This is a genomic window from Mesobacillus subterraneus (assembly GCF_023715485.1).
GTDB lineage: Bacteria > Bacillota > Bacilli > Bacillales > Cytobacillaceae > Mesobacillus > Mesobacillus subterraneus_B.
Window position 1 is genome coordinate 157,406 of the sequence record NZ_JAMBOF010000009.1, and the last position, 20,363, is coordinate 177,768.

Here is a 20,363-nt window from a genome sequence, read left to right on the forward strand (position 1 = left end):
AAAGAAAAACAGAGGAAGGCTTAACCGCCCACTTCCTCTGTTTCTTCATTTGGTTCTTCTTTTTTTAGTGATTTTTCAAATTGCTGGAGCGGTGTTTCCAGCTCGACAATCAAGTTCTCACCTTCGTTTATTGGTGAACCAGGTTTCAGGTTTTGTTTTGTAACATACCCGCTGCCTGCCTTGTTTAATCGAACACCCGTGATTTGCGCGAGCTTCATGACATCCCTTAGCGACCAGTTTGTCAAATCAGGATAGGTTTTTACGCCTGAAGCCTTAATGATCACTTTCTCGCCTTCCAGCGCAATGGTATCCGCTTTCGGAAGCTGGTCCTCTACCTGGTGTCCAGCTCCAATGATGACTGTTTCAAAGCCTTTTGATTCAAGCAGTTTTTTTGCTTCAGCAGCATCCATTTCGGATATATCAGGAACAGCGCTGGAATCAGCCTTTTCCATAGATGCTGGTTTGATATTCAAATATTGGAGACTGCTTTTCATTACGGATTTAAAAATCATTGAAACAGGGATTGACCCCTTATAATAATGGTCTACTTCCGGCTGCTGCACAGCTACGTAAACTACTAATTTTGGATCATCCTTTGGAGCCATCCCCATAAAGGAGAATAGGTAATCATTAGCACCGCCAAGGTACTTACCATTTTGGGTAAGGTTGGCGGTCCCAGTTTTCCCCGCAACCTTATATCCTTCTATTGCGTAAGATTTTCCGGTTCCATGTTCTGAAGTAATAACCGTTTCAAGGACATCGCGAACTTCTTTGGCCGTTTCAGCTGAAATTGGCTGACCTGCTGGTACCGGATTAGTTTCTTTTACAATCTTGCCCGTAGTTGAATCGACTACCTTATCAATTACACGCGGCTTCATCATTTTGCCATCATTCGCTACGGCAGTTGCAGCCTGGACAAGCTGGATTGGTGTTACCGTAGAACCTTGACCATATGAGGTAGTTATTTTTTCAATCGGCCACTGGTATTGGATTTTACCTACTGCTTCGTTAGGAAGATCGATTCCTGTTGGCTTGTCGAAACCAAATGCAGTCAAGTACTCACGGAATTTTTCAGTACCGATTTTTTCATTAACGAGCTTGGCAACAGCAACGTTGGAGGAACGCTGGATTCCCTCTAGAAAGCTAATGGTACCCCATCCCTGGCGGCCGTTATGATCTCCAATACTGCCGGATTTTTCAGTAACCTTATAGGACCCTGATTTATAAGGTTCATTCGGATTCCATTTCTTCTCTTCTACCGCCGCTGCCAGCGTGAAAATTTTCATCGTGGAGCCTGGCTCAATCGGTTTTTCTACTACATCATTATGCCAGCTTTTATCTAGGCCTTCCCGCGTTGTTGGATGGAAGGTTGGACGCTGTGCCATTCCTAATATATCACCGGTTTTGGGATCAGCTACCACCACAATGATATTTTTCGGCTTATATTCTTCATCAACGCGATTGACAGCATCCTCGACGAATGTCTGGATTTTTTTATCGATTGTCAAATACACATTATCTCCATTTTGGGCAGGCGTGATTTTCTTCTCTTCATCCGGGAGCAGGAATCCCCATAAATCACTTTCAAACGAGAGTGATCCATTCTTTCCAGTCAACTCATCATTCAAGGTTTTTTCGATACCCAGCTTACCTGAAGTAATAATCTTCTTATCCTTCGTTTCTTTCTTTTCAACAAAGCCAACTAGATGAGAAGAAAAAATACCGTTTGGGTAGAATCTCTTTGAATCTCGTAAAAAAATTATTCCAGGAAGCTTCAAATCTTCAATTTCCCGTTTTGTCTGATTGGATATATCCCGGCCGGCTTTCCCGAATTCAACTTGAAAAGGCCCCTCTTTTTTCAGCCTATTATAAATTTCAGACTCACTCATATCTAAATATTTAGCAAGCTTGTTCGCCGTCATTCCAGGGTCGGTTACATGTTTTGGTTTCTTTTTATTCGTTGTTACAGAATTATCAAGTATTGCTACAAGCGTATAGGCTGTCGTATCCTCAGCCACTACTTCACCTTTGCGGTCAAAAATCGTCCCTCTCACAGCTTCGATCACTTTTTCATTCGTATATTTCTGCTGTGCTTTGGCAGCAAGGGCTTGTCCATGTACCTCTCCGGTCACCTGGATCGTAACAAACCTGAAAATCAAGATAAAAAAGAGCAGGCTGAATATTACGAATAATACCGCTGCTCCTGCATTCATATGAGGTTGTTTCTTAATCATCAGTTTTCAACACCTTTAACATTGTCTTCATTCAATGTTAAACCAAGCTTTTCTGTTACTTTCTTGATCCGCTCATAGGTACTTAACTCGCTAACCTGGACTTCTAGGTCACTGTTAACTTTTTGCTGTTCCTGAATGCTGCCTTCGATAATCTGGATGTCTTTGTTCACTTCATAAATGGCTGCCTGCTTCGATACCATGAATGTCGCGCCGAAGCATACCATTGCTCCGAAAACAAACATCAGGATTTTTTCGCCGGGCGTAAGGATCGAATTTCTTTTTGCCGGTGCTTTGGCCGGTGCTTGGACAGTGCGCTGCTGCTGTTCCTGTTGCAATTTTCTTGCCAGATTGCTCATCATTTTCCCTCCTGAGAATTAATTTTCTTATCTATTTATTTCTTTAATTTTTCAGCGATTCGCAGTTTTGCCGATCTTGCCCGGTTATTAAACTCAAGCTCTTCATCCGAAGGAAGTATTGGCTTCCTGGTTACCAGCTTCAATTTCGGCTGGAACTCTTCAGGAATAATCGGAAGTCCTGGCGGAAGCTGAGGTGTTTCGCTCGCTTTTTTGAAGGTCACCTTGCAAATTCTGTCCTCCAGTGAATGGAAGGTAATGACGCTGATCCTGCCGCCAACAGCTAGCATTTCGATTGCCTGTTCGAGCGATTTCTCGAAAACGCCAAGTTCATCATTTACCGCAATCCTTACAGCTTGAAAAACTCGTTTTGCAGGATGTCCGCCCTTTCTTCTTGCAGGTGCAGGAATCGCATCCTTAATCAACTCTACAAGTTCAGCAGTGGTTTCAATCGCTTTTGTTTCACGGGCTGCCTCGATCTTTCTGGCAATTTGCTTAGAAAACTTTTCTTCTCCATATTGGAAGAAGATTTTGACCAATTTTTCATACGGCCATCCATTAATCACATCATAAGCTGACAATGGCGCGTCCTGGTCCATCCTCATGTCAAGCGGTGCGTCATGGTGGTAGCTGAATCCGCGTTCTGGTGTATCCAGCTGTGGTGAGGAAACTCCCAGATCATAGAGGATACCATCTACTTCTGTTACACCCAGCTTTTCGAGTTCTTCCTGCAAATATAGGAAGTTACTCTTGATAATTGTCAGCCTGTCACCATAGCTTGCCAGTTTTTCTTTCGCATTCGCGATTGCGATATCATCCTGGTCGAATGCGTATAGCTTCCCTTGTTCAGAAAGCTTTGACAAAATCAATTCACTGTGGCCTGCGCCACCGAGAGTACAATCCACATATGTACCGTCAGGCTTGATATTGAGCCCGTCTACTGTTTCTTCCAGTAAAACTGTTGTATGTTTGAACATTATGATCCACCTTTCCAATCGAGGAGCAGGTAATATTATATCAGAATAATGTTACCCTTAAATATCAAATCCAATCATATTTTCCGCAATTTCAGCAAAAGATTCCTCAGATTCTGCGAAATATTCTTCCCAGATTGCTTTGCTCCATATTTCGATTCGATTGGAAACCCCTAAAATCACACACTCTTTATCAAGCTTTGCGTATTGCATCAGCGGGGAAGGAATGTTAACTCGCCCCTGTTTGTCAATTTCACTCTCGGTAGCACCTGAAAAGAAAAAACGGGTGAATGCCCGCGCATCTTTTTTGGTCAGCGGAAGGCCTTTAAGCTTGTCTTCAATAACTGACCATTCAGAAACGGGATAGCCAAATAAACACTGGTCAAGTCCACGGGTAAGAATGAACATTTCTCCCAAGTGATCACGGACCTTGGCAGGGATGATCAAACGGCCTTTGCTATCAATATTATGATGATATTCGCCCATGAACATGCCACTACCCCCACTTTCTAAATACAATGTACCACATTCCCCCACTTTTCACCACCTTATTTTAAATATTCTCCCCCCGGCGGGTAAATCCTTCATTAAAAGCACGTTTCCATTAATTTCTTTTAAATTGTTTTGAGGTACTTACCTTTTAATTTCCTCTCGAGGAGCTTAACCTGAACTCCACCCAACAGGAATTCATTCATTAAAATGCATAAAAAAGCTCCATCCATTTTGGATGAAGCTTAAACTTACATTTTTATTATTTTATGTGTTCCATCGAATTCATAATGGAGCTTCAGCAAGTCGGAAATTAGATTCAATCCATACTTATTTAAATAATAAAATGGATTCCAAACTCTTTCCTGTGGTGAGCCCCCTGGCCTTAAGGCATTCTCGACCCTGGTGAATTTCCTCAGGATATGGTCATTCTTCCTGCAAACTGCCTCAACAATCTTATCTTCCATAAAAACAATCTGATTCATTAAAATCGACTCGTTCTTTTCCAGCATTGGCATCAACACTGGATCAATTCCGCCTGATTTTTCACGAATAATGGAATATTGCTCTGCAAGATTTGCTTTTACTTTTTCAAACAGCTCTTCTACTTCCCTGTCCTTTAAGGAATCAATGAACTTTAGTTCATGGCCGCCTGTTCCTGAAATAAGAACTTCCTTCAAATCCAGGTTCAGCTCTTCTAGGTCGGTTTCAACCGATCTTTCGAGGAGGGTGATGTTAAGTCGCGGCACCAATGGGGGCATCTGCAAGCCGAAGTGCTCGAACACCATTTTTAGCTCAGCCCAATAAGCAATCTCTCCTGGACCGCCAATGAATGCAAGCGTCGGAAACAGCCATTCCTGCATCAACGGCCTTGTAACTACGTTATTGCTTAACTTTTCCGGATATTCGTTGGCAATCTCCATCAATTCGGCAAAAGTGAAGGTAACTTCACCATTCTTACCTGCAAATCCCCCACTTTGTGGGTCAAATTGGAGCAGGATCCGCTCATTTACTTCTTCATCATAATAGAAGAGATTGGCAGCATTAGCACTGATATCAATCATATTAGCAAACCCTGCTGCTTCTGTTTTTTGCTGCTGCTCATGAACTGCGGAGGTAATTTCACGGTGGTTTTTTATTTGATCCATGAAGTATTCTTTTTCGAGCTTGCGCAGTTCCTTGTTGCCAGAATCAACGATCAGCAAGCCTGAACCCTTGAAAAGTGCCATGATAATAGATGCAAAAAAATCAACGAAGGATTCCGCTGTCTTAAGAGATTCAATCGCAAAAGCCAATACTTCTTTCGTATATTTTGTTTCCCCGTAAGTCTCAATAATTTCTTTGACCCATGAATAACAAAGATCCTTATTTATACAGACTTCTGAAATCATTTTTTTCTCCAGATTCTTTTCTGGATAAAGCCATTTTTCCTGTTTATTGTTGTTCATGACATAGACATGGTTTACTTCCTGGTAGTCATGATCTTCTCCAGCAATCCAAAATACCGGGACAACCGGAACGCCCAGTTCTGCCTCTTTTTGTTCCGCAAGTTTAATTATTGAAATCACTTTATGGATTGTGTAGAGAGGCCCGGTGAGGATTCCTGCCTGCTGTCCACCTATTACAGCAACACTTTTCTCTTGTCTCAGCTTATCAATGTTAGCATTGATTTGATCAGAGTGTGCATATCGGGACATGAATGATTGAATATGGTCCGCAAGCTCATTCCTCATGAAATTTCTATTTTGCAGTTCATCAAGACGATGAACATAATCCATTTCATTCTTAAAATTATAATGAAAGAAGCTCTGGAGTTCAGCGCTTCCAGCAAGGTAATCTGTCGCAAACCGGTTTGCAGCCGGAAGTGAGAGATTCAACATCTCCATTAACATGTACTTCCTTTCTCGTAAACAATTTTCACTGTTATGAGTATAGCATTGTTTAAAATGAAAAGAAAAAAACTTTGCTTTACGAAATTTCTAAAATCAAAGTTTTTTCTTTTGACAACCTTTTCATCCTTATGCTTACGTTGATTTATCTATTTGGCGGTAAGCAAAAAACAAAAAGCGCTGGACCTTGACTGCCTTCATCAGGAGGTCCAACACTAATTTAAGCAAAGAGGAGCGTCAACCGCTGAAATAGGCCGAATAAAACTAGAATGATATAAGCTGAGAAGAAGAGCAAAAAGTTGAAGCGCCAGAATCCTTTGAAAACTTTCGGCATGATGATTTCCTCTTTGTATTTCCAGTGTATCCAGACAAAAAATGCCGCAAGACCGAATAAGACAACCAGAATCAGCCACAGGAATGATTTTCCCCATATGGTGACAATCAAAAAATGCACAGACAGTACAAGCAAAAAAGTGCTGAAGTCAATTGCCAGATTGACGGATCGCCGATGGTTGCCGGTGATTTGCTTGCTGATGATAAATACAGCGAGATAGCCAATCATTGGAACTGTAATCAATATAGCAACGAATGCAGAGACGATTCCCGGCATTATGCCCCCTCCCTTTCGTGCTCCTTCCCCTTGATGCAATGATAATAATTATGTATTAATGGAGCATTAATATTTTTCCTTGCAGATAATTCGAGCAAATAACCAAGGATTGCATCAATTTCAGTTTTTCGTCCATTTTCAAGGTCCTTGTACATCGATGAATGGTTATCCGCGGTCTTTTCACAAACAGCCTTCAAGTTCTGGAAGTATTCATCTTTATTATTTAATTCAAGCACCAATGCACATTCTTCAAAGAGCTGTGAAAAGATTTCGCGGTATGAAGGATTGCGGATCAATTCACCATTCTTCACTTGAAGTGTTGCTGTCAAAGGGTTGATCACGGAATTGACAACGAGCTTTTTAATCAGCATTTCCTGATAGTCAGATTCAAGTTTAATAGGGAACTCAGAGGCTAATGAAAAGGATAAATGACTGAGAAGGTCTGCATCTCCATTGAATACAGCAGCCCTGGTGACTCCCTCACCATTATGGAATACTGTATTGCCGCTAGCTCTGACAGCGCCATGCTCGACAGAACCAATATAGATTGCAGCGGGTGTTAATTCCGAAAGCAACTGGATGTGCCCATAGCCATTTTGCAGGAAAAGAATGCTTCCCGATGTTTTTGCTTTTATATCAGACATGAGATCTGCGAGTTGATATTGTTTCACCGCAACTATCGTTAATTCTTCTAGACCCTGCCAGGCATATATTGGGGCTGCAACTACTTTTCGGGCTGTTTCATCTTTGCCGGCTTTAATCATATGTAATCCTTGATCGTTTATTAGATCTGACTGCTCCTGTGTCCTCGTGTATAAGTTGACGTCGTGCTTCAAACTTAAGTAATAAGAGAATAGCAAGCCCAATGAACCCCCGCCAAGAATGGCAATTTTCATAAAAACCCCTCTAATCCATCCATAGTCATGATCCATCAAAACGTATATATTATGCACTTTTTAAAATGAAAATTTATACAGTGACTTAGTCATATTTTATCAGAAACAATGCTTTATTTGGAAGCAGTGTTTGTGAAACTCTATGATTATTTACATGTGGACATAAAAAAAGAAAATGGAGGTCCTTTTAGGACCTCCGCATGTTTTATACCGGATATACCGGATGCTTCCTGACACTGAATTCCATTTCTTTTGTTTCATATAATCTGAATCTATCAATAAGCGCATTCCTTAGGTCGTTTGCAGCGACAATGTCATCTACGATCAGTTCGGAAGCAAGCTTATAGATGTCTATGCTCTCTTTATATTCCTGGTGCTTTTCCTGGACAAAAGCAATCTTTTCTTTTGGATCTTCAATTTGGTTGATTTTGTTTGAATACACAGCATTAACCGCAGCTTCTGGACCCATGACTGCAATCTGTGCAGTCGGCAAGGCGATGCAGCAATCCGGTTCAAACGCAGGGCCAGCCATAGCGTATAAGCCTGCACCATATGCTTTACGGACAATGACAGATATTTTCGGTACTGTCGCAGAACTCATTGCCGCGATCATCTTCGCACCATGGCGGATAATGCCTGCCCGTTCTACCTTCGTGCCAATCATAAAGCCGGGAACATCAGCAAGGAACAGCAATGGGATATGGAAAGCATCGCAAAGCTGGATGAATTTAGCGGCCTTGTCAGCAGAATCTACAAACAAGACGCCGCCCTTTACCTTTGGCTGATTGGCAATGATTCCGACTGCCCTGCCGTCAATACGCGCAAGCCCTGTAATTAATTCTGGAGCAAACAGCTTTTTAATCTCAAAAAAGCTTCCTTCATCAATCAGAGCATCAATACCTTCATACATATCAAATGGAGCGTTCTGGTTCAATGGAATGATTTCTTCAAGATTTCTTCCTGTCTTTGGAGCCACACTCTCGATTACTGCTGTTTTGGATTTGAAGCTGGCAGGGAAATAACTCAAATACTTCTTCGCTGCCTCAATAGCTTCTTCCTCACTATATACTAGCATGTCACCGACACCGCTGACCGAGCAATGCATGCGGGCGCCGCCCATTTCTTCCAGCGTTACCTTCTCACCGATAACCTTTTCTGCCATTCTTGGTGAACCAAGGTACATGGAAGCATTTTGATCAACCATAATTACAATGTCACAGAAAGCCGGAATATAAGCTCCTCCTGCTGCTGAAGGACCGAAAAGAAGACAAATTTGCGGTATCATACCCGACATTTTGACTTGATTGTAAAAAATCTTTCCAGCTCCGCGTCGGTTCGGGAACATGTCAAGCTGGTCGGTAATTCGGGCGCCTGCTGAATCAACTAGGTACAGTAATGGCACCTTCAGCTTTTCAGCTGTTTCCTGAATCCTGATTATTTTTTCAACGGTTCTGGCTCCCCATGAACCTGCCTTTACCGTGGAGTCATTTGCCATTACGCAAACTGTCTGGCCGCCGATCTTGCCAATCGCTGTAACGACACCATCGGCCGGAAGGTCCCCTGCCTGGAAGTTGGCGAACTTTCCATCTTCTTCATAAACGCCGCCGTCAAACAAGAGATTGAGACGTTCGCGCACAAAAAGCTTATTTTGCTCGGCAAGCTTCTCATGGTATTTCGGATGGCCGCCGGCTTCGATCTGGTTAACCTTTTCTTGTAATGTATCAGATAGGGTCTTTGCGGTAGTCATGTTTCCCCTCCTCAAAATCTATTATTCTAGTACAAGCAGGATGTCGCCTTCGTTCACAAAATCACCGATGTTCACTTTGATTTCGGCAACCCTGCCAGCACCCTGGCTTTCTACAGGGATTTCCATTTTCATTGATTCAAGCATTAATACTTCCTGGCCCTCTGTAACCGTATCACCTGCTGCCACCATCACATTAAGGACCGTACCTGCCATACTTGCCGTTAGTTCTTTCATCTTTCTTCCTCCTCTATTTAGATGCCATTTTTCGTTCAGCTAAATATGCTGTCGTATAATTTCCGGACTTGAAGCCCTCTTCACCCAGGATTTCTGCAAACAATGGTGCGTTGGACTTTATGCCTTCCAGTTTTAGATTTGCGAAAAACTCCTGGCCCAACTGAATTGCTTCAGCCCTCGTGTTGCCTCCTACAATGCATTTTGCAACCATGGGATCGTAAAAAGGTGTCACGGCAGATCCCGATTCATAACCTGAATCAACTCGGACTCCCTCTCCATCCACCCATGAAAATTCGCTGATTTTACCTGGTGATGGCAGGAACCTGACTGGGTCTTCAGCATACAACCGGAATTCTATCGCCCAGCCGTTTTTCTTAATTTCACCCTGCAGCAGCGGGAGTTTTTCGCCGCGGGCTACAAGAATTTGCCACTTAACAAGATCCAAACCGGTAATGGTTTCTGTGACAGGATGTTCGACCTGAAGCCTCGTATTCATCTCAAGAAAATAGAAATTTTCATTTTCATCAACGATGAATTCTACAGTTCCAGCATTTACATATTTTACTGCCTTCGCTGCTTTAATTGCCGTATCATACATTTTCTGTCTTGCTTCTTCTTTCAAGAATGGCGAAGGCGCTTCTTCAATCACTTTCTGGTGGCGCCTTTGAATCGAACAGTCTCGTTCAAACAAGTGGACATGGTTGCCATGTGAATCGCCAAAAATCTGAACTTCCACGTGGCGGGCGTTCTTGATGTACTTTTCGATGAACACCTCATCTGAACCAAAATAAGCTTTTGCTCTCCCTTTAGTAGAATCGAAATTCTTAGCGAGCGCTTGCTCATTTTCACAGAGCACCATTCCAATTCCTCCGCCGCCCCCGCTTGCTTTTAGCATGACAGGGTAGCCGATAACTGCGGCAAGCTCGACGGCATCCTCAAGCGTTTTTAAGCCGAGATCACTCCCCGGCACGACGGGAACTCCAGCTTCTTCCATCGTTGACCTGGCAACAATTTTATCGCCCATTTTTTCAATCGTTTCCGGTGCTGGACCGATAAATGTCAAACCTGCATCCTTCACCTTGCGGGCAAACTCTGCATTCTCTGATAAAAAGCCATATCCAGGATGGATGCCATCGACATTTTCGGCTTTGGCAATCCTTAAAATCTCCTCTGCATTCAAATATGATTTTTGAACAGGAGGCTCCCCTATCCTGAAAGCACTGTCGGCCTCCTTAACAAATGGCAAGTCCTGATCAGCATCCGAAAAGACTGCAACTGTTGTAATTCCAAGTTCACGGCAAGTGCGGATAATGCGAAGCGCAATTTCTCCTCTGTTTGCGATTAAAATTTTTTGCACGGTTTTTCCCCTTTCCCGTAAAAAAATACGCTCACTAATAAAATTCTACAATATTCTGTATACTTCCTGCAAAAATTGGAACCGCTTTCTAAAATTCATATGCAGAATTTTTTATGTTTTTATAATATAATAAAAATAAGTTAAACAAAATAAATATATTTTTGCTGCTTATATATACGGTATTTTTCGGGTATATATTTATACATTGAAAATATAAGCGGCTTGAATGGGGGATTGAACATGGTGAATAAAGTGGTGAAATTAAAAATCAATTATAAGACTTTAGAAGAATTCAAGAAATTTAAGGAGTATGGACATCAAGAACTCTCGATGCTTGAGGATTTAGAAGCGAATATCGTAGAAAATGATAGCGACTCGCCGTTTTACGGAATTTATTTTGGGGATAAACTCGTTGCGCGTATGAGCCTGTACCAAGTCAAGAAACAATTTGACCGCTATTTCGAACCATCACAGGATTATCTGGAATTATGGAAGCTGGAAGTCCTGCCAGATTACCAGGGTAAAGGCTATGGCAAATCACTTGTTGAATTTGCGAAAAGCTTTGGCTTGCCGATCAAAACCAATCCGAGAGTAAAATCACAAGACTTTTGGGATAAGATGGGCTTTACTCCGGTTCATTATGACGTAGAGAGGGACCGCGGCGAGAATCCACTTGTGTGGTATCCTGCCGGCGTAACAGAACAACAAGCCCACTAATTAATTTAAAAATAGCGCCTGCCGATATAACGGCAGGCGCTTTTAATTTCTACTTTTCTACCTTCTCTAGGTTCCCTTTACCCTCAACCTGAAATTTGAGCTTCTGCTGTTTATCCTCATCCCTTGGACCAACTCTTTTTCTAGCTCGTTCCACAATGTCAATCAAGGCCCGGTAATCTTCTTCCATCGATTTTAGTTGTGTTTCTAATTTTTCATTTTCAGCAGACAAGTAATAGATTTGCTTTTCTAGTCCACGAATTTTTTCTTTATGTTCATTGAGGCTTTCCTGGCTGCTTGCAGTACCTGCTTTTTCATAGAGGTCATCAAGATATTGCTTTACTTCCTCGAGGCTGAGGTCGAATTGCTTCACTTCTGCCTCTGGTGTTGTCTGTGCTGCCTCAGTTGCAGGCAACGCCGCTTCCTCTGCTTTCTCTTCAGGCTTAGTCTGTTTTTTTGCTTCTTTACGCTGTTTTTTCGCAAGCTCAATACCAGATTTATATTGTTTTCTCACATATGAATTCCAACGAAAACCGCAGGCAGCCGCTGTCCTGGAAAGCTGCTTCCCTACTTCCTCAAAAGCTTTTAATTGAGTACCGCCCTCGCGGATATTGCGCAACACTACTTCAGCCAGCAATAAATCTTCATCTTGTGACCAGGCATCCTGACGGGTTAATGGCATCAGAAAATCCCTCCTATTGTTTTTTATTCATTCTTATGCATCTAATAGGAAAGATAGACTGATATCATCACTAACTCTGCTAATTATTTTTTCTTTTTGCTCATGAATTCGTCCACTTTGATGTGATGCGCCTCAGCTTCCCATAACACCGAACATCTTGCAGCTTCGTTTTCCATCCGTTCTCTCATTGATAAGAGCTCCCACTTTTCATTTAGCAAAGTTTTATATGCTTTTAAAACAGATGACTCCTTATCTAAGCTTCCTTCAATAAATGAGAGACAGGCTTCAGACGGATCTCCATTATAGATATGGTGCAGGAACCCTAATTCCAAAAGTTCCTCCGCAGTATGTATCTTTGCTTCCAGAAGAATTTTAAGGGCGGTGTGCTGGGGCAGCTTCTCTAGCAGGATGGTTCCTCCTCCCCAGCCAGTCGTTATAGCCAGAGTGCCCTGTATGAATCCCGCCTTCATTCCCTTTTTGGCAATCCTGAAATCACAAGCAGCTGCTATTTCACATCCTCCACCCACTGCTGAACCATTAAGAATGGCGATAGTAGGTTTCGAAAGCACAAGAAGCCTATGAAGAATGCCTGCCATTCTCGAAAGCATCCCATAAGCCTGCTCTTCCGTCTTTAAGAGATGGAATGCCGATAAATCACCGCCAGAGCAAAATGCTTGGTCTCCCGCCCCCGTAATCGCAAAAACTTTTACATCCTCATCTGCAGCCATTTCGATTGCTTTTTCAAGCCCTGACATTACCTCAAAATCAATCGCATTTCTCCTGTCTGGCCTGTTTATCGTAAAAAGCAGCAAACCATCTAGTTCTTTGGAAATTATGTATGGCTCCATCATGGCCCTCCTCTTTAAAACTAGTCCAATAAATTTTATCAATTTTCCGCCAAATTAAATAGTATTGCGATCTGTATGATGTTATTACTCGAATAGATGATTTAAAATTCCCTAAACAAAAAAAGCACAGGAATGCATGTGCATCCTGTGCTTTTTTTTGAGAAAATTAGTCGTTTACAACTTCTTTTCCTTTGTATGTTCCGCAAGCTTTACATACACGGTGAGCAAGTTTCATTTCACCGCAGTTTGGGCATGCTACCATACCCGGAACTTGTAATTTAAAATGAGTACGGCGTTTTCTTTTCGCAGTTTTAGACGTTCTTCTAAATGGTACAGCCATTCTTCCCACCTCCTTAAAGAGAATAAGAAAGTTGATGAAGGCCAGTCCATTCTGGACCTTCACGCTCTTTTTTAATCGATTAATTAGTCTGAGGAATTTGAGTCCTCAAAGAATTTTGCAAGTCCGGCAAGTCGGGGATCAAGTTTTTCGGTTTTTTCCTGTTCCTCGATTACTTCCCAATCCTTACCTGACTGGGGTGCGCCTTCCTGACCATCGTTCTCATCACAGAATACCTGCATTGGAACTTCAAGCAGCAGGATCTCCCTGATGATTGGTTCAAGATCAATGACATCGCCTGTTACTTGATAAACTTCCTCGTCAGCCTCGAAATCGTGGCTGTTTAAGAGAAGCGTTTCAGTGGTTTCAACATCAATTGGATAATTTACGTCAACCAATGTCCGGGAACATGGAAGAATAAGATGGCCCTCAATCCGAATATGGAATGTCACTCGAGTGGCACTTATATCGGCCCTTCCAGTGAGATGTATCGGAGAGACCTCACGGATCGTAGGATCTGTTTCCTTAATCGAATCCATCCGGACAACCTCGTCGATCAGAAAGTCCTTGTTTCGATGTTTTTGTATCTGACTTATTGTCCATTTCATAGAATCACCCCAAGGCAACAAAGGTAATTATAGCTTTCGCATAATCATTTGTCAATATTTTTTCTTTACACTATAATTTACATTAATACTGTAAATTAAACTTCCTGGCAATGCAATATCCATATTAACATGAAGGAGGCCAATAATGAAAGCTGTTGGTGTCGTTGTAGAATATAATCCTTTCCATAATGGCCACCTCTTCCACCTGCAGCAGGCTAAAGAGCAGTCTGGGGCTGACATTGCCATCGCTGTGATGAGCGGGAATTTTCTGCAGCGTGGTGAACCTGCCCTTGTTTCGAAATGGACAAGGACGAATATGGCTTTATCTGCTGGTGTCGATCTTGTTTTTGAGCTCCCCTACCGTTTTGCCACCCAGCATGCCGAAACCTTTGCTGAGGGGGCTGTATCGATTCTCACAGCAGCAGGCTGCAATTCTTTGTTTTTCGGAAGTGAATCTGGCGATTTGGATGCGTTCGATAGGACGATCAACTTCCTTGAAAAAAATAACGAAAAGTTTCAGGAACAAATAAAATTTTACACAGGAGAAGGATTTAGCTATCCAAAATCTATCGCCCTAAGCTTCCAATCTTTATCTCCTTCAGAAACGTTTATCGATATATCCAGTCCAAACAATATCCTTGGCCTCCATTACATTCAAGCAATCTTAAGACAAAATAGCAAAATGCGGCCTGGAACAATTACAAGAAAAAATGCAGGCTACCATGACGAACATTTTTCTTCTGCGACGATTGCCAGTGCCACAAGTATCCGCAAAGCACTTTTTGGAGCACCAGGTGAAATGGATTCAATCAGACAGCTTGTTCCCGGCACCACCTATGAACAACTTCTTAGATATAAGGAAGTATACGGCGAGTTTCATTCTTGGGAAAATTACTGGCCCTTATTGAAATATAAACTCCTACAAAGCAGCCCGGCAGAAATCAGGGAATTTTATGAGGTGGAGGAAGGACTGGAAAACAGGCTCCTATCCGCTGCATCTGAAGCTGGATCATTCCATCATTTCATGGAAGCAATCAAAACAAAACGTTATACATGGACAAGGCTGCAGAGAGTGTGCCTTCATATCTTAACCAATACAAAGAAAGCTGAAATGAAAAACACACAAAATACCGCAAACTATTTGAGATTATTGGGAGCAACTGAAAAGGGCCGTGCTTATTTGAACTCAGAGAAAAAGAAATTAAGCCTGCCGTTGATTTCAAAGCTATCCGCTTTTTCTGATCCGGATCTTCAGCTTGATATCAGGGCATCTAAAATTTTCGCTTTGGGCCTTACTGATGCCGGCCAGGAGCGCCTGCTAGCTGAGGAATTCTCTCGGCCGCCAATCATGCTAACCGGAAATGAATGAAATTTTATACATAACATCCTTGTTGTTTACCAAACAAATAACAAAAAAATCAAGCTGTTCATCAGCTTGATTCAGACTGTAGACAAACTCGATGAAAATCGTGTTTGTTTACAGTCTTTTTTTTGGTTGGTGCTGGAACGGGGCTGTTGATTTCCGTTCCAGGCGCTTCGCTTTCCGCGGGCCTGGCGCTGAGCCTCCTCACCGCCGCTGGCGCCTGCGGGGTCTCACCTGTCCGTCTGATCCCGCAGGAGTCTACGCGCCTTCCACTCCAATCAACAGGACTTCTAAACTTCGTATGGAGTAATCAGAACGCTTCTTTTAAAATAGACTTATATAACGCATGTGGTGATGGAGATGTTGTCTAAAAAGAATTCAATTGCACGAGATCGAATGGAGATGGTTGCCGTCGATGAGCTTGTTCCCCAAGACCATTTGGTCCGTAAAATGAATAAAGCTGTTCATCAGCTTTATTTTTTCTTTAGTTTCTCCAAATATGAAACGGCGTCATCAAATGTATCAATTGGTACGATTTTCATTTTCGTATCAATGTCCTTAGCTGCTATCATGGCTTCCTCGTAATTTGAATCCTTTGCCCCTTTTTCATATGGCGCGAAGAAGATTTCAGCGCCAGCCTTATCAGCAGCTACAACCTTTTGCTGGATACCGCCAATTCGTCCTACGATCCCATCCGGAGTGATTGTTCCGGTACCAGCAATTTGATATCCTTTAGTCAAGTCTTCTTCGGTAAGCTGATTATAGATTTCAAGAGAGAACATTAACCCTGCGGATGGGCCCCCAATCTCTTCTGATTGGACCGTTACATCAGGGTCCACATCGATTTCTTTGTCGTCTACAAGCTGGATCCCTACAGCTGCCCTATTGCTTCCGTCTTCCAATTCTTTAAGCGGCACTTCCACTTGATTTGAATTTCCATTCCTTTTATATGAGAGTTCAACAATATCCCCTGGCTTTTTTGAACCTATATATTCAATGAACTCGTCTGAAGATTCAAATGCATTTCCATCTACTTCAAATACAAGGTCGCCAGGCATGAGTTTCCCTTCAGCAGGCATCCCTTCCATTACTCTGAGTACATAAACACCTTTATATTTGTAATTAACAGGAATGCCTGCTTTATTATAGGCAACTTCAATTGCAGAAGTCTTTGAATTATCCATCATGTGCAGCTGGCGAATATTATATTCTTCATCGGACTCATTTTCTGCCCTTATATCTTCTAATGCATATATTTCCTGATATTTGCTCAGCTTCGCAATAATATAAGCGTAAATATTCGCTCTGCCCATCCTCACGGTCGTAAGCATGAAGCTTCCTTCTTCATCATAGCCGCCTTCAACCTCGACGATCGGCTCCAGCTCTTGCGCCATCCCCGGTTTTGATACATAGTAAGGCAAATAATAAAGAGCACTTGCCATTAAGATTACGGCTGCCAAGATGGACAGCCTGATCGAAGTTTTTCTGCTCATTCTGTATGGGACTCCTTCCACTGCTCAATACAATGTTTTATCTTATCGATATGTTTTTTTGCTTCTTCTTCACCAATCACAATGATTTCTTCAATATTGGTGAAGGCTTTTGAATTATACATTTCAACCTTGGGCCTGATCATAACGTCAGAAGCGATCTCCCGATTCGCAACAAGCTCCATTTGCATAATATCGATGCTCTGGATGATGACATCAAATATCGAGGTGATATCAGCGTTCACCTTCACATTGGAAACATCAACAGCAATTACAATATCCGCACCCATTTCCTTGGCTACTGATACAGGAATCCTGTCGACCACCCCGCCGTCGACAAATAATCTCCCATCCAATTTTTCCGGAACGAAAATCCCCGGAATCGCGATGCTTGCCCTGACAGCCTCAGCTACAGGCCCATTTTTAAAGACAACCTTTTCACCAGACATAAGATCAGTTGCAACAATCCCGATAGGTATATCCAGTTCCTCAATCTTTTTTCCATGGGTAAAAATCCTGATCAACTCTTTCACCCTTTTTCCGGAAATGAAGCCCATTTTCGGAACGGTGAAATCAAGATAATATTTCCTTTTAAAAACGCGCGAAAGCTTATAAAGCCTATCGACATCAAGTCCTGCACCGTAAAATGAAGCAACAAGCGCACCCATGCTGCTTCCGGCAATCAAATCGATGGGGATTCCCTCATCCCTCAGGACCTTTATTACACCCAGATGGGCAAATCCTCGTGCGCCACCTGAACCAAGGGCTAAACCTACCTTTGGACTTGCCAAAGCTTTTTCCTCCCTTAAATCCGTAATTTTATCCATACAAACTAAACTTGGTCTAATTTGGAGTTCAGCGAGTATATTGATTTATATGAGGACAAGGCTGACAACTAAACTTTTATTTATGGTCTTTCCATAAATTTTTCAGGAATGAGCAAGAAAGAAATCATGAATGCTTGATTAACAGATAACAATCAGCAGGCGGATGGAAAAAACCACCACTAATATAGTTTCACTTTATTTTACCATTGATTAGATAAGTTTCACAGCAACATACCGCAGGAGGGAGGATAAAAGGTGCTTAAATCCAGATTAAAAACGCTTTTCCTAGCAGCTTCAGTCACATTAATGGCTGCTTCGCTCATATCTTTTCCACAGGAATCCTTTGATGCCTCGATAAGGGGCTTGAATATGTGGTGGGAAATTGTCTTTCCCTCGCTCCTCCCTTTCTTCATTGTGTCAGAAATGCTGATAGGGTTTGGAGTGGTCCGTTTTATCGGTGTTCTCCTGGAACCACTGATGCGGCCTTTATTTAGGGTGCCGGGTGTCGGCGGTTTTGTATGGGCAATGGGCATGGCCTCCGGTTATCCTGCAGGCGCTAAGCTGACTGCAAGGCTGCGGCAGGAAGGTCAATTAACAAAAATTGAAGCGGAAAGGCTCGTATCCTTTACCAATTCATCAAATCCACTTTTCATTTTCGGGGCTGTTTCAGTAGGCTTCTTTTATAACGTACAGCTTGGAGTCATCCTGGCATTGGCACATTATTTGGGGAATATCAGTGTCGGTCTGTTGATGCGGTTTTATGGAAAAAACGAAGAAAATCTCAAAACGGAAAAGGACAAAAAGCTTTCTATCCGGGATGCTTTCGCTGCATTGCACAGGACAAGGATCAAAGACAACCGGCCTATCGGAAAACTTCTTGGAGACGCAGTGATGTCATCGATCCAAACGCTGTTGATGATCGGCGGTTTCATCATCTTATTCTCTGTCATTAATAAACTGTTATTTCATTTGCATATAACAGCTTTTCTGGCCCAATTCATTGAACTAGCACTGGCTATGATGGGGATGACCGAAATGCTCAGCATGCCTTATATTTCTGGTCTTTTTGAAATCACGCTTGGCAGCCAGATGACCAGCCAAGTTCAGGAGGCCACGCTCATGCACCAGGCAGTGATCACAAGCTTCATCCTTGCATTCAGCGGTTTCAGTGTCCAGGCCCAGGTTGCCAGCATTCTCGCACAAACCGACATCCGGTTCCAGCCTTTTTTCTTTGCGAGGATCCTGCATGGTTTTTTTGCGGCTTTTTACGCATTCATCTTATGGAAGCCGGTATATGAGCGCTTCTTTGAGGATGGTCAGCCATCGAATGCCCTCCCTGTCATGGAATACCTAACATCCGAAGGCAGCCGCCTGGCCGAGGCCCACAACCTGCTTACCACAGCGGGTCCGCTCATTACGATATTCAGCCTGTTCGTATATGTTTTGATAATCGGCAATCGGATAAAGAAAGAAAAATAACGGGCAGGATACCTGCTCGTTATTCTTTATTTCCATTGAATTTTTTAATCAATGCCTCTTCGACTTCAGGAGGTACAAGCTCAGAAATTTTCCCTTCATACTTTGCAACCTCTTTGACAATGCTTGAGCTCAGGAATGAGTACTGATTATTTGTCATAATGAAAAACGTTTCTATTTTATCACTCAATACTCTGTTCATCGATGTAATCTGCATCTCATATTCAAAGTCAGAAACTGCCCGCAGTCCCCTGATGATTGCATCGGCATTGACACTTTCTGCATAGTCAACGAGCAGCCCCTGGAATGAATCGACTTTCACATTCGAGATATTCTTTGTTACCGTTTCGATCAGTTCGATTCTTTCTTCTACTGAGAATAACGGTTTTTTTGAAGAGTTATTCAAAACCACCACGTACAGCTCGTCAAATACTTTTGCAGCCCTTGTTATGATATCCAAATGGCCGTAGGTAATCGGATCGAAACTGCCCGGACAAACAGCGATTCTTGCCACTTATTCTTCCCCCTCATCTTCTGCATCAAGCTTGTAAAGTGTTATGCCAATGATTCCATATTTCTCATTTCTCGTCTGCTTCAATATGCCTATTTTTTCAGGAAGTTGAATGTCAGATGCATGCTCGCAAACAATCAGCCCATCTTCATTGATGAGCCTCTCATTTTCGATTATTTCAAGAAGCTTGACCAGCTGTTGTTTTTTATAGGGAGGATCCAAGAATATGTAATTGAAAACTAGATTTCTTTTTTGAATTGCCTTTAAAGCCCTGGCAGCGTCATTCCGATAAACTTCTGCTTTTTCTTCAAGTCCGCAAGACTTCAGGTTTTCATTAATAATCTGTATTGCCTTTCCTTCCCGGTCTACAAATATGACTCTTTCAAGCCCTCTGCTCAATGCCTCGATACCAAGTCCTCCGCTACCAGCGAACAAATCTAGACCCAAGCCTCCTGTAAAATAAGGCCCAATCATATTAAACAATGATTCCTTCACTTTATCGGTCGTCGGTCTCGTCGACGTTCCAGGTACAGCTTTCAAAATACGGCCCTTTAAATCACCTGATACAACTCTCATGTTATGTACTCCTCAATTATCCAAATTACTCCCTTATCCTACCACACATGCAAAAAATTAACCAAAAAAGTGTATAACACTTCCTAATGTGGAAATACTGAAAATTAACAACATCAATTCGAGGATGTTGTTGCCAACCGCGGAGAAG

The 20,363-nt window shown here is 42.4% G+C and carries 21 protein-coding genes; 3 read left to right on the forward strand and 18 right to left on the reverse strand.

The window, feature by feature from the left end; all coding sequences use genetic code 11:
• Window positions 1-20: 20 nt before the first annotated feature.
• The 10 genes from M3204_RS14905 to M3204_RS14950 form a co-directional block, all read right to left on the reverse strand.
• Window positions 21-2,234, reverse strand: coding sequence for a penicillin-binding protein (locus M3204_RS14905; RefSeq protein WP_251483138.1), 2,214 nt, complete (start codon window positions 2,232-2,234; stop codon window positions 21-23).
• The gene (gene ftsL, locus M3204_RS14910; RefSeq protein WP_353056042.1) at window positions 2,234-2,593 is read right to left on the reverse strand and encodes a cell division protein FtsL; all 360 of its coding nucleotides are present in this window, start codon (window positions 2,591-2,593) and stop codon (window positions 2,234-2,236) included. The genes M3204_RS14905 and ftsL overlap by 1 nt, the downstream gene beginning before the upstream one ends.
• A 32-nt stretch (window positions 2,594-2,625) precedes the next feature.
• On the reverse strand, window positions 2,626-3,564 hold the full coding sequence (gene rsmH, locus M3204_RS14915) for a 16S rRNA (cytosine(1402)-N(4))-methyltransferase RsmH (protein ID WP_251483139.1): 939 nt from the start codon (window positions 3,562-3,564) through the stop codon (window positions 2,626-2,628).
• A 57-nt stretch (window positions 3,565-3,621) separates the two neighbouring features.
• The gene (gene mraZ / locus M3204_RS14920) at window positions 3,622-4,053 is read right to left on the reverse strand and encodes a division/cell wall cluster transcriptional repressor MraZ (RefSeq protein ID WP_251483246.1); all 432 of its coding nucleotides are present in this window, start codon (window positions 4,051-4,053) and stop codon (window positions 3,622-3,624) included.
• 248 nt (window positions 4,054-4,301) lie between these two features.
• A complete protein-coding gene (gene bshC, locus M3204_RS14925) occupies window positions 4,302-5,936 on the reverse strand; it encodes a bacillithiol biosynthesis cysteine-adding enzyme BshC (protein ID WP_251483140.1) in 1,635 nt (544 codons plus the stop codon).
• 223 nt (window positions 5,937-6,159) lie between these two features.
• Window positions 6,160-6,549, reverse strand: a complete 390-nt coding sequence (locus tag M3204_RS14930; protein WP_251483141.1) for a DUF3397 domain-containing protein — start codon at window positions 6,547-6,549, stop codon at window positions 6,160-6,162.
• Window positions 6,549-7,445 carry a 2-dehydropantoate 2-reductase gene (locus M3204_RS14935; RefSeq protein ID WP_251483142.1) on the reverse strand — a complete coding sequence of 299 codons (897 nt, stop codon included), beginning with the start codon at window positions 7,443-7,445 and terminating at the stop codon, window positions 6,549-6,551. Before M3204_RS14935 ends, M3204_RS14930 begins: the two co-directional genes overlap by 1 nt.
• A gap of 205 nt (window positions 7,446-7,650) precedes the next feature.
• Window positions 7,651-9,192 (reverse strand): acyl-CoA carboxylase subunit beta, encoded by a 1,542-nt coding sequence (locus tag M3204_RS14940; protein WP_251483143.1) that lies wholly within the window; start codon window positions 9,190-9,192, stop codon window positions 7,651-7,653.
• A 21-nt stretch (window positions 9,193-9,213) separates the two neighbouring features.
• The gene (locus M3204_RS14945) at window positions 9,214-9,426 is read right to left on the reverse strand and encodes an acetyl-CoA carboxylase biotin carboxyl carrier protein subunit (protein ID WP_251483144.1); all 213 of its coding nucleotides are present in this window, start codon (window positions 9,424-9,426) and stop codon (window positions 9,214-9,216) included.
• Between the two features lie 13 nt (window positions 9,427-9,439).
• Complete coding sequence (locus M3204_RS14950; RefSeq protein ID WP_251483145.1) at window positions 9,440-10,783, reverse strand: acetyl-CoA carboxylase biotin carboxylase subunit; 1,344 nt, start codon at window positions 10,781-10,783, stop codon at window positions 9,440-9,442.
• A gap of 240 nt (window positions 10,784-11,023) precedes the next feature.
• Here M3204_RS14950 and M3204_RS14955 point away from each other — a divergent pair, with 240 nt between their 5' ends.
• Complete coding sequence (locus M3204_RS14955; protein ID WP_251483146.1) at window positions 11,024-11,500, forward strand: N-acetyltransferase; 477 nt, start codon at window positions 11,024-11,026, stop codon at window positions 11,498-11,500.
• Window positions 11,501-11,549: 49 nt separating this feature from the next.
• Here the strand turns inward: M3204_RS14955 and M3204_RS14960 are convergent, their stop codons facing one another.
• The 4 genes from M3204_RS14960 to M3204_RS14975 form a co-directional block, all read right to left on the reverse strand.
• Window positions 11,550-12,179, reverse strand: coding sequence for an RsfA family transcriptional regulator (locus tag M3204_RS14960; RefSeq protein WP_251483148.1), 630 nt, complete (start codon window positions 12,177-12,179; stop codon window positions 11,550-11,552).
• An 83-nt stretch (window positions 12,180-12,262) separates the two neighbouring features.
• A complete protein-coding gene (locus M3204_RS14965) occupies window positions 12,263-13,030 on the reverse strand; it encodes an enoyl-CoA hydratase/isomerase family protein (protein WP_353056043.1) in 768 nt (255 codons plus the stop codon).
• 163 nt (window positions 13,031-13,193) lie between these two features.
• On the reverse strand, window positions 13,194-13,367 hold the full coding sequence (gene rpmF / locus M3204_RS14970; RefSeq protein ID WP_023615018.1) for a 50S ribosomal protein L32: 174 nt from the start codon (window positions 13,365-13,367) through the stop codon (window positions 13,194-13,196).
• 83 nt (window positions 13,368-13,450) lie between these two features.
• A complete protein-coding gene (locus tag M3204_RS14975; protein WP_251483150.1) occupies window positions 13,451-13,972 on the reverse strand; it encodes a YceD family protein in 522 nt (173 codons plus the stop codon).
• Between the two features lie 145 nt (window positions 13,973-14,117).
• Here M3204_RS14975 and M3204_RS14980 point away from each other — a divergent pair, with 145 nt between their 5' ends.
• Window positions 14,118-15,341 (forward strand): nucleotidyltransferase, encoded by a 1,224-nt coding sequence (locus M3204_RS14980; protein ID WP_251483152.1) that lies wholly within the window; start codon window positions 14,118-14,120, stop codon window positions 15,339-15,341.
• A 467-nt stretch (window positions 15,342-15,808) separates the two neighbouring features.
• Here the strand turns inward: M3204_RS14980 and M3204_RS14985 are convergent, their stop codons facing one another.
• Both M3204_RS14985 and M3204_RS14990 read right to left on the reverse strand, forming a co-directional pair.
• Window positions 15,809-16,828, reverse strand: a complete 1,020-nt coding sequence (locus M3204_RS14985; RefSeq protein ID WP_251483154.1) for a SepM family pheromone-processing serine protease — start codon at window positions 16,826-16,828, stop codon at window positions 15,809-15,811.
• Window positions 16,825-17,652: a patatin-like phospholipase family protein gene (locus M3204_RS14990; RefSeq protein WP_435367728.1), complete on the reverse strand. Its 828-nt coding sequence runs from the start codon at window positions 17,650-17,652 to the stop codon at window positions 16,825-16,827. Before M3204_RS14990 ends, M3204_RS14985 begins: the two co-directional genes overlap by 4 nt.
• 255 nt (window positions 17,653-17,907) lie before the next feature.
• Between M3204_RS14990 and ylbJ the strand changes: the two genes are divergently transcribed.
• Window positions 17,908-19,131 (forward strand): sporulation integral membrane protein YlbJ, encoded by a 1,224-nt coding sequence (ylbJ, locus tag M3204_RS14995; protein ID WP_251483158.1) that lies wholly within the window; start codon window positions 17,908-17,910, stop codon window positions 19,129-19,131.
• A gap of 19 nt (window positions 19,132-19,150) precedes the next feature.
• Here ylbJ and coaD read toward each other — a convergent pair whose 3' ends face one another.
• Complete coding sequence (coaD, locus tag M3204_RS15000) at window positions 19,151-19,642, reverse strand: pantetheine-phosphate adenylyltransferase (RefSeq protein ID WP_251483160.1); 492 nt, start codon at window positions 19,640-19,642, stop codon at window positions 19,151-19,153.
• The gene (gene rsmD / locus M3204_RS15005) at window positions 19,643-20,215 is read right to left on the reverse strand and encodes a 16S rRNA (guanine(966)-N(2))-methyltransferase RsmD (protein ID WP_251483162.1); all 573 of its coding nucleotides are present in this window, start codon (window positions 20,213-20,215) and stop codon (window positions 19,643-19,645) included.
• Window positions 20,216-20,363 lie beyond the last annotated feature (148 nt).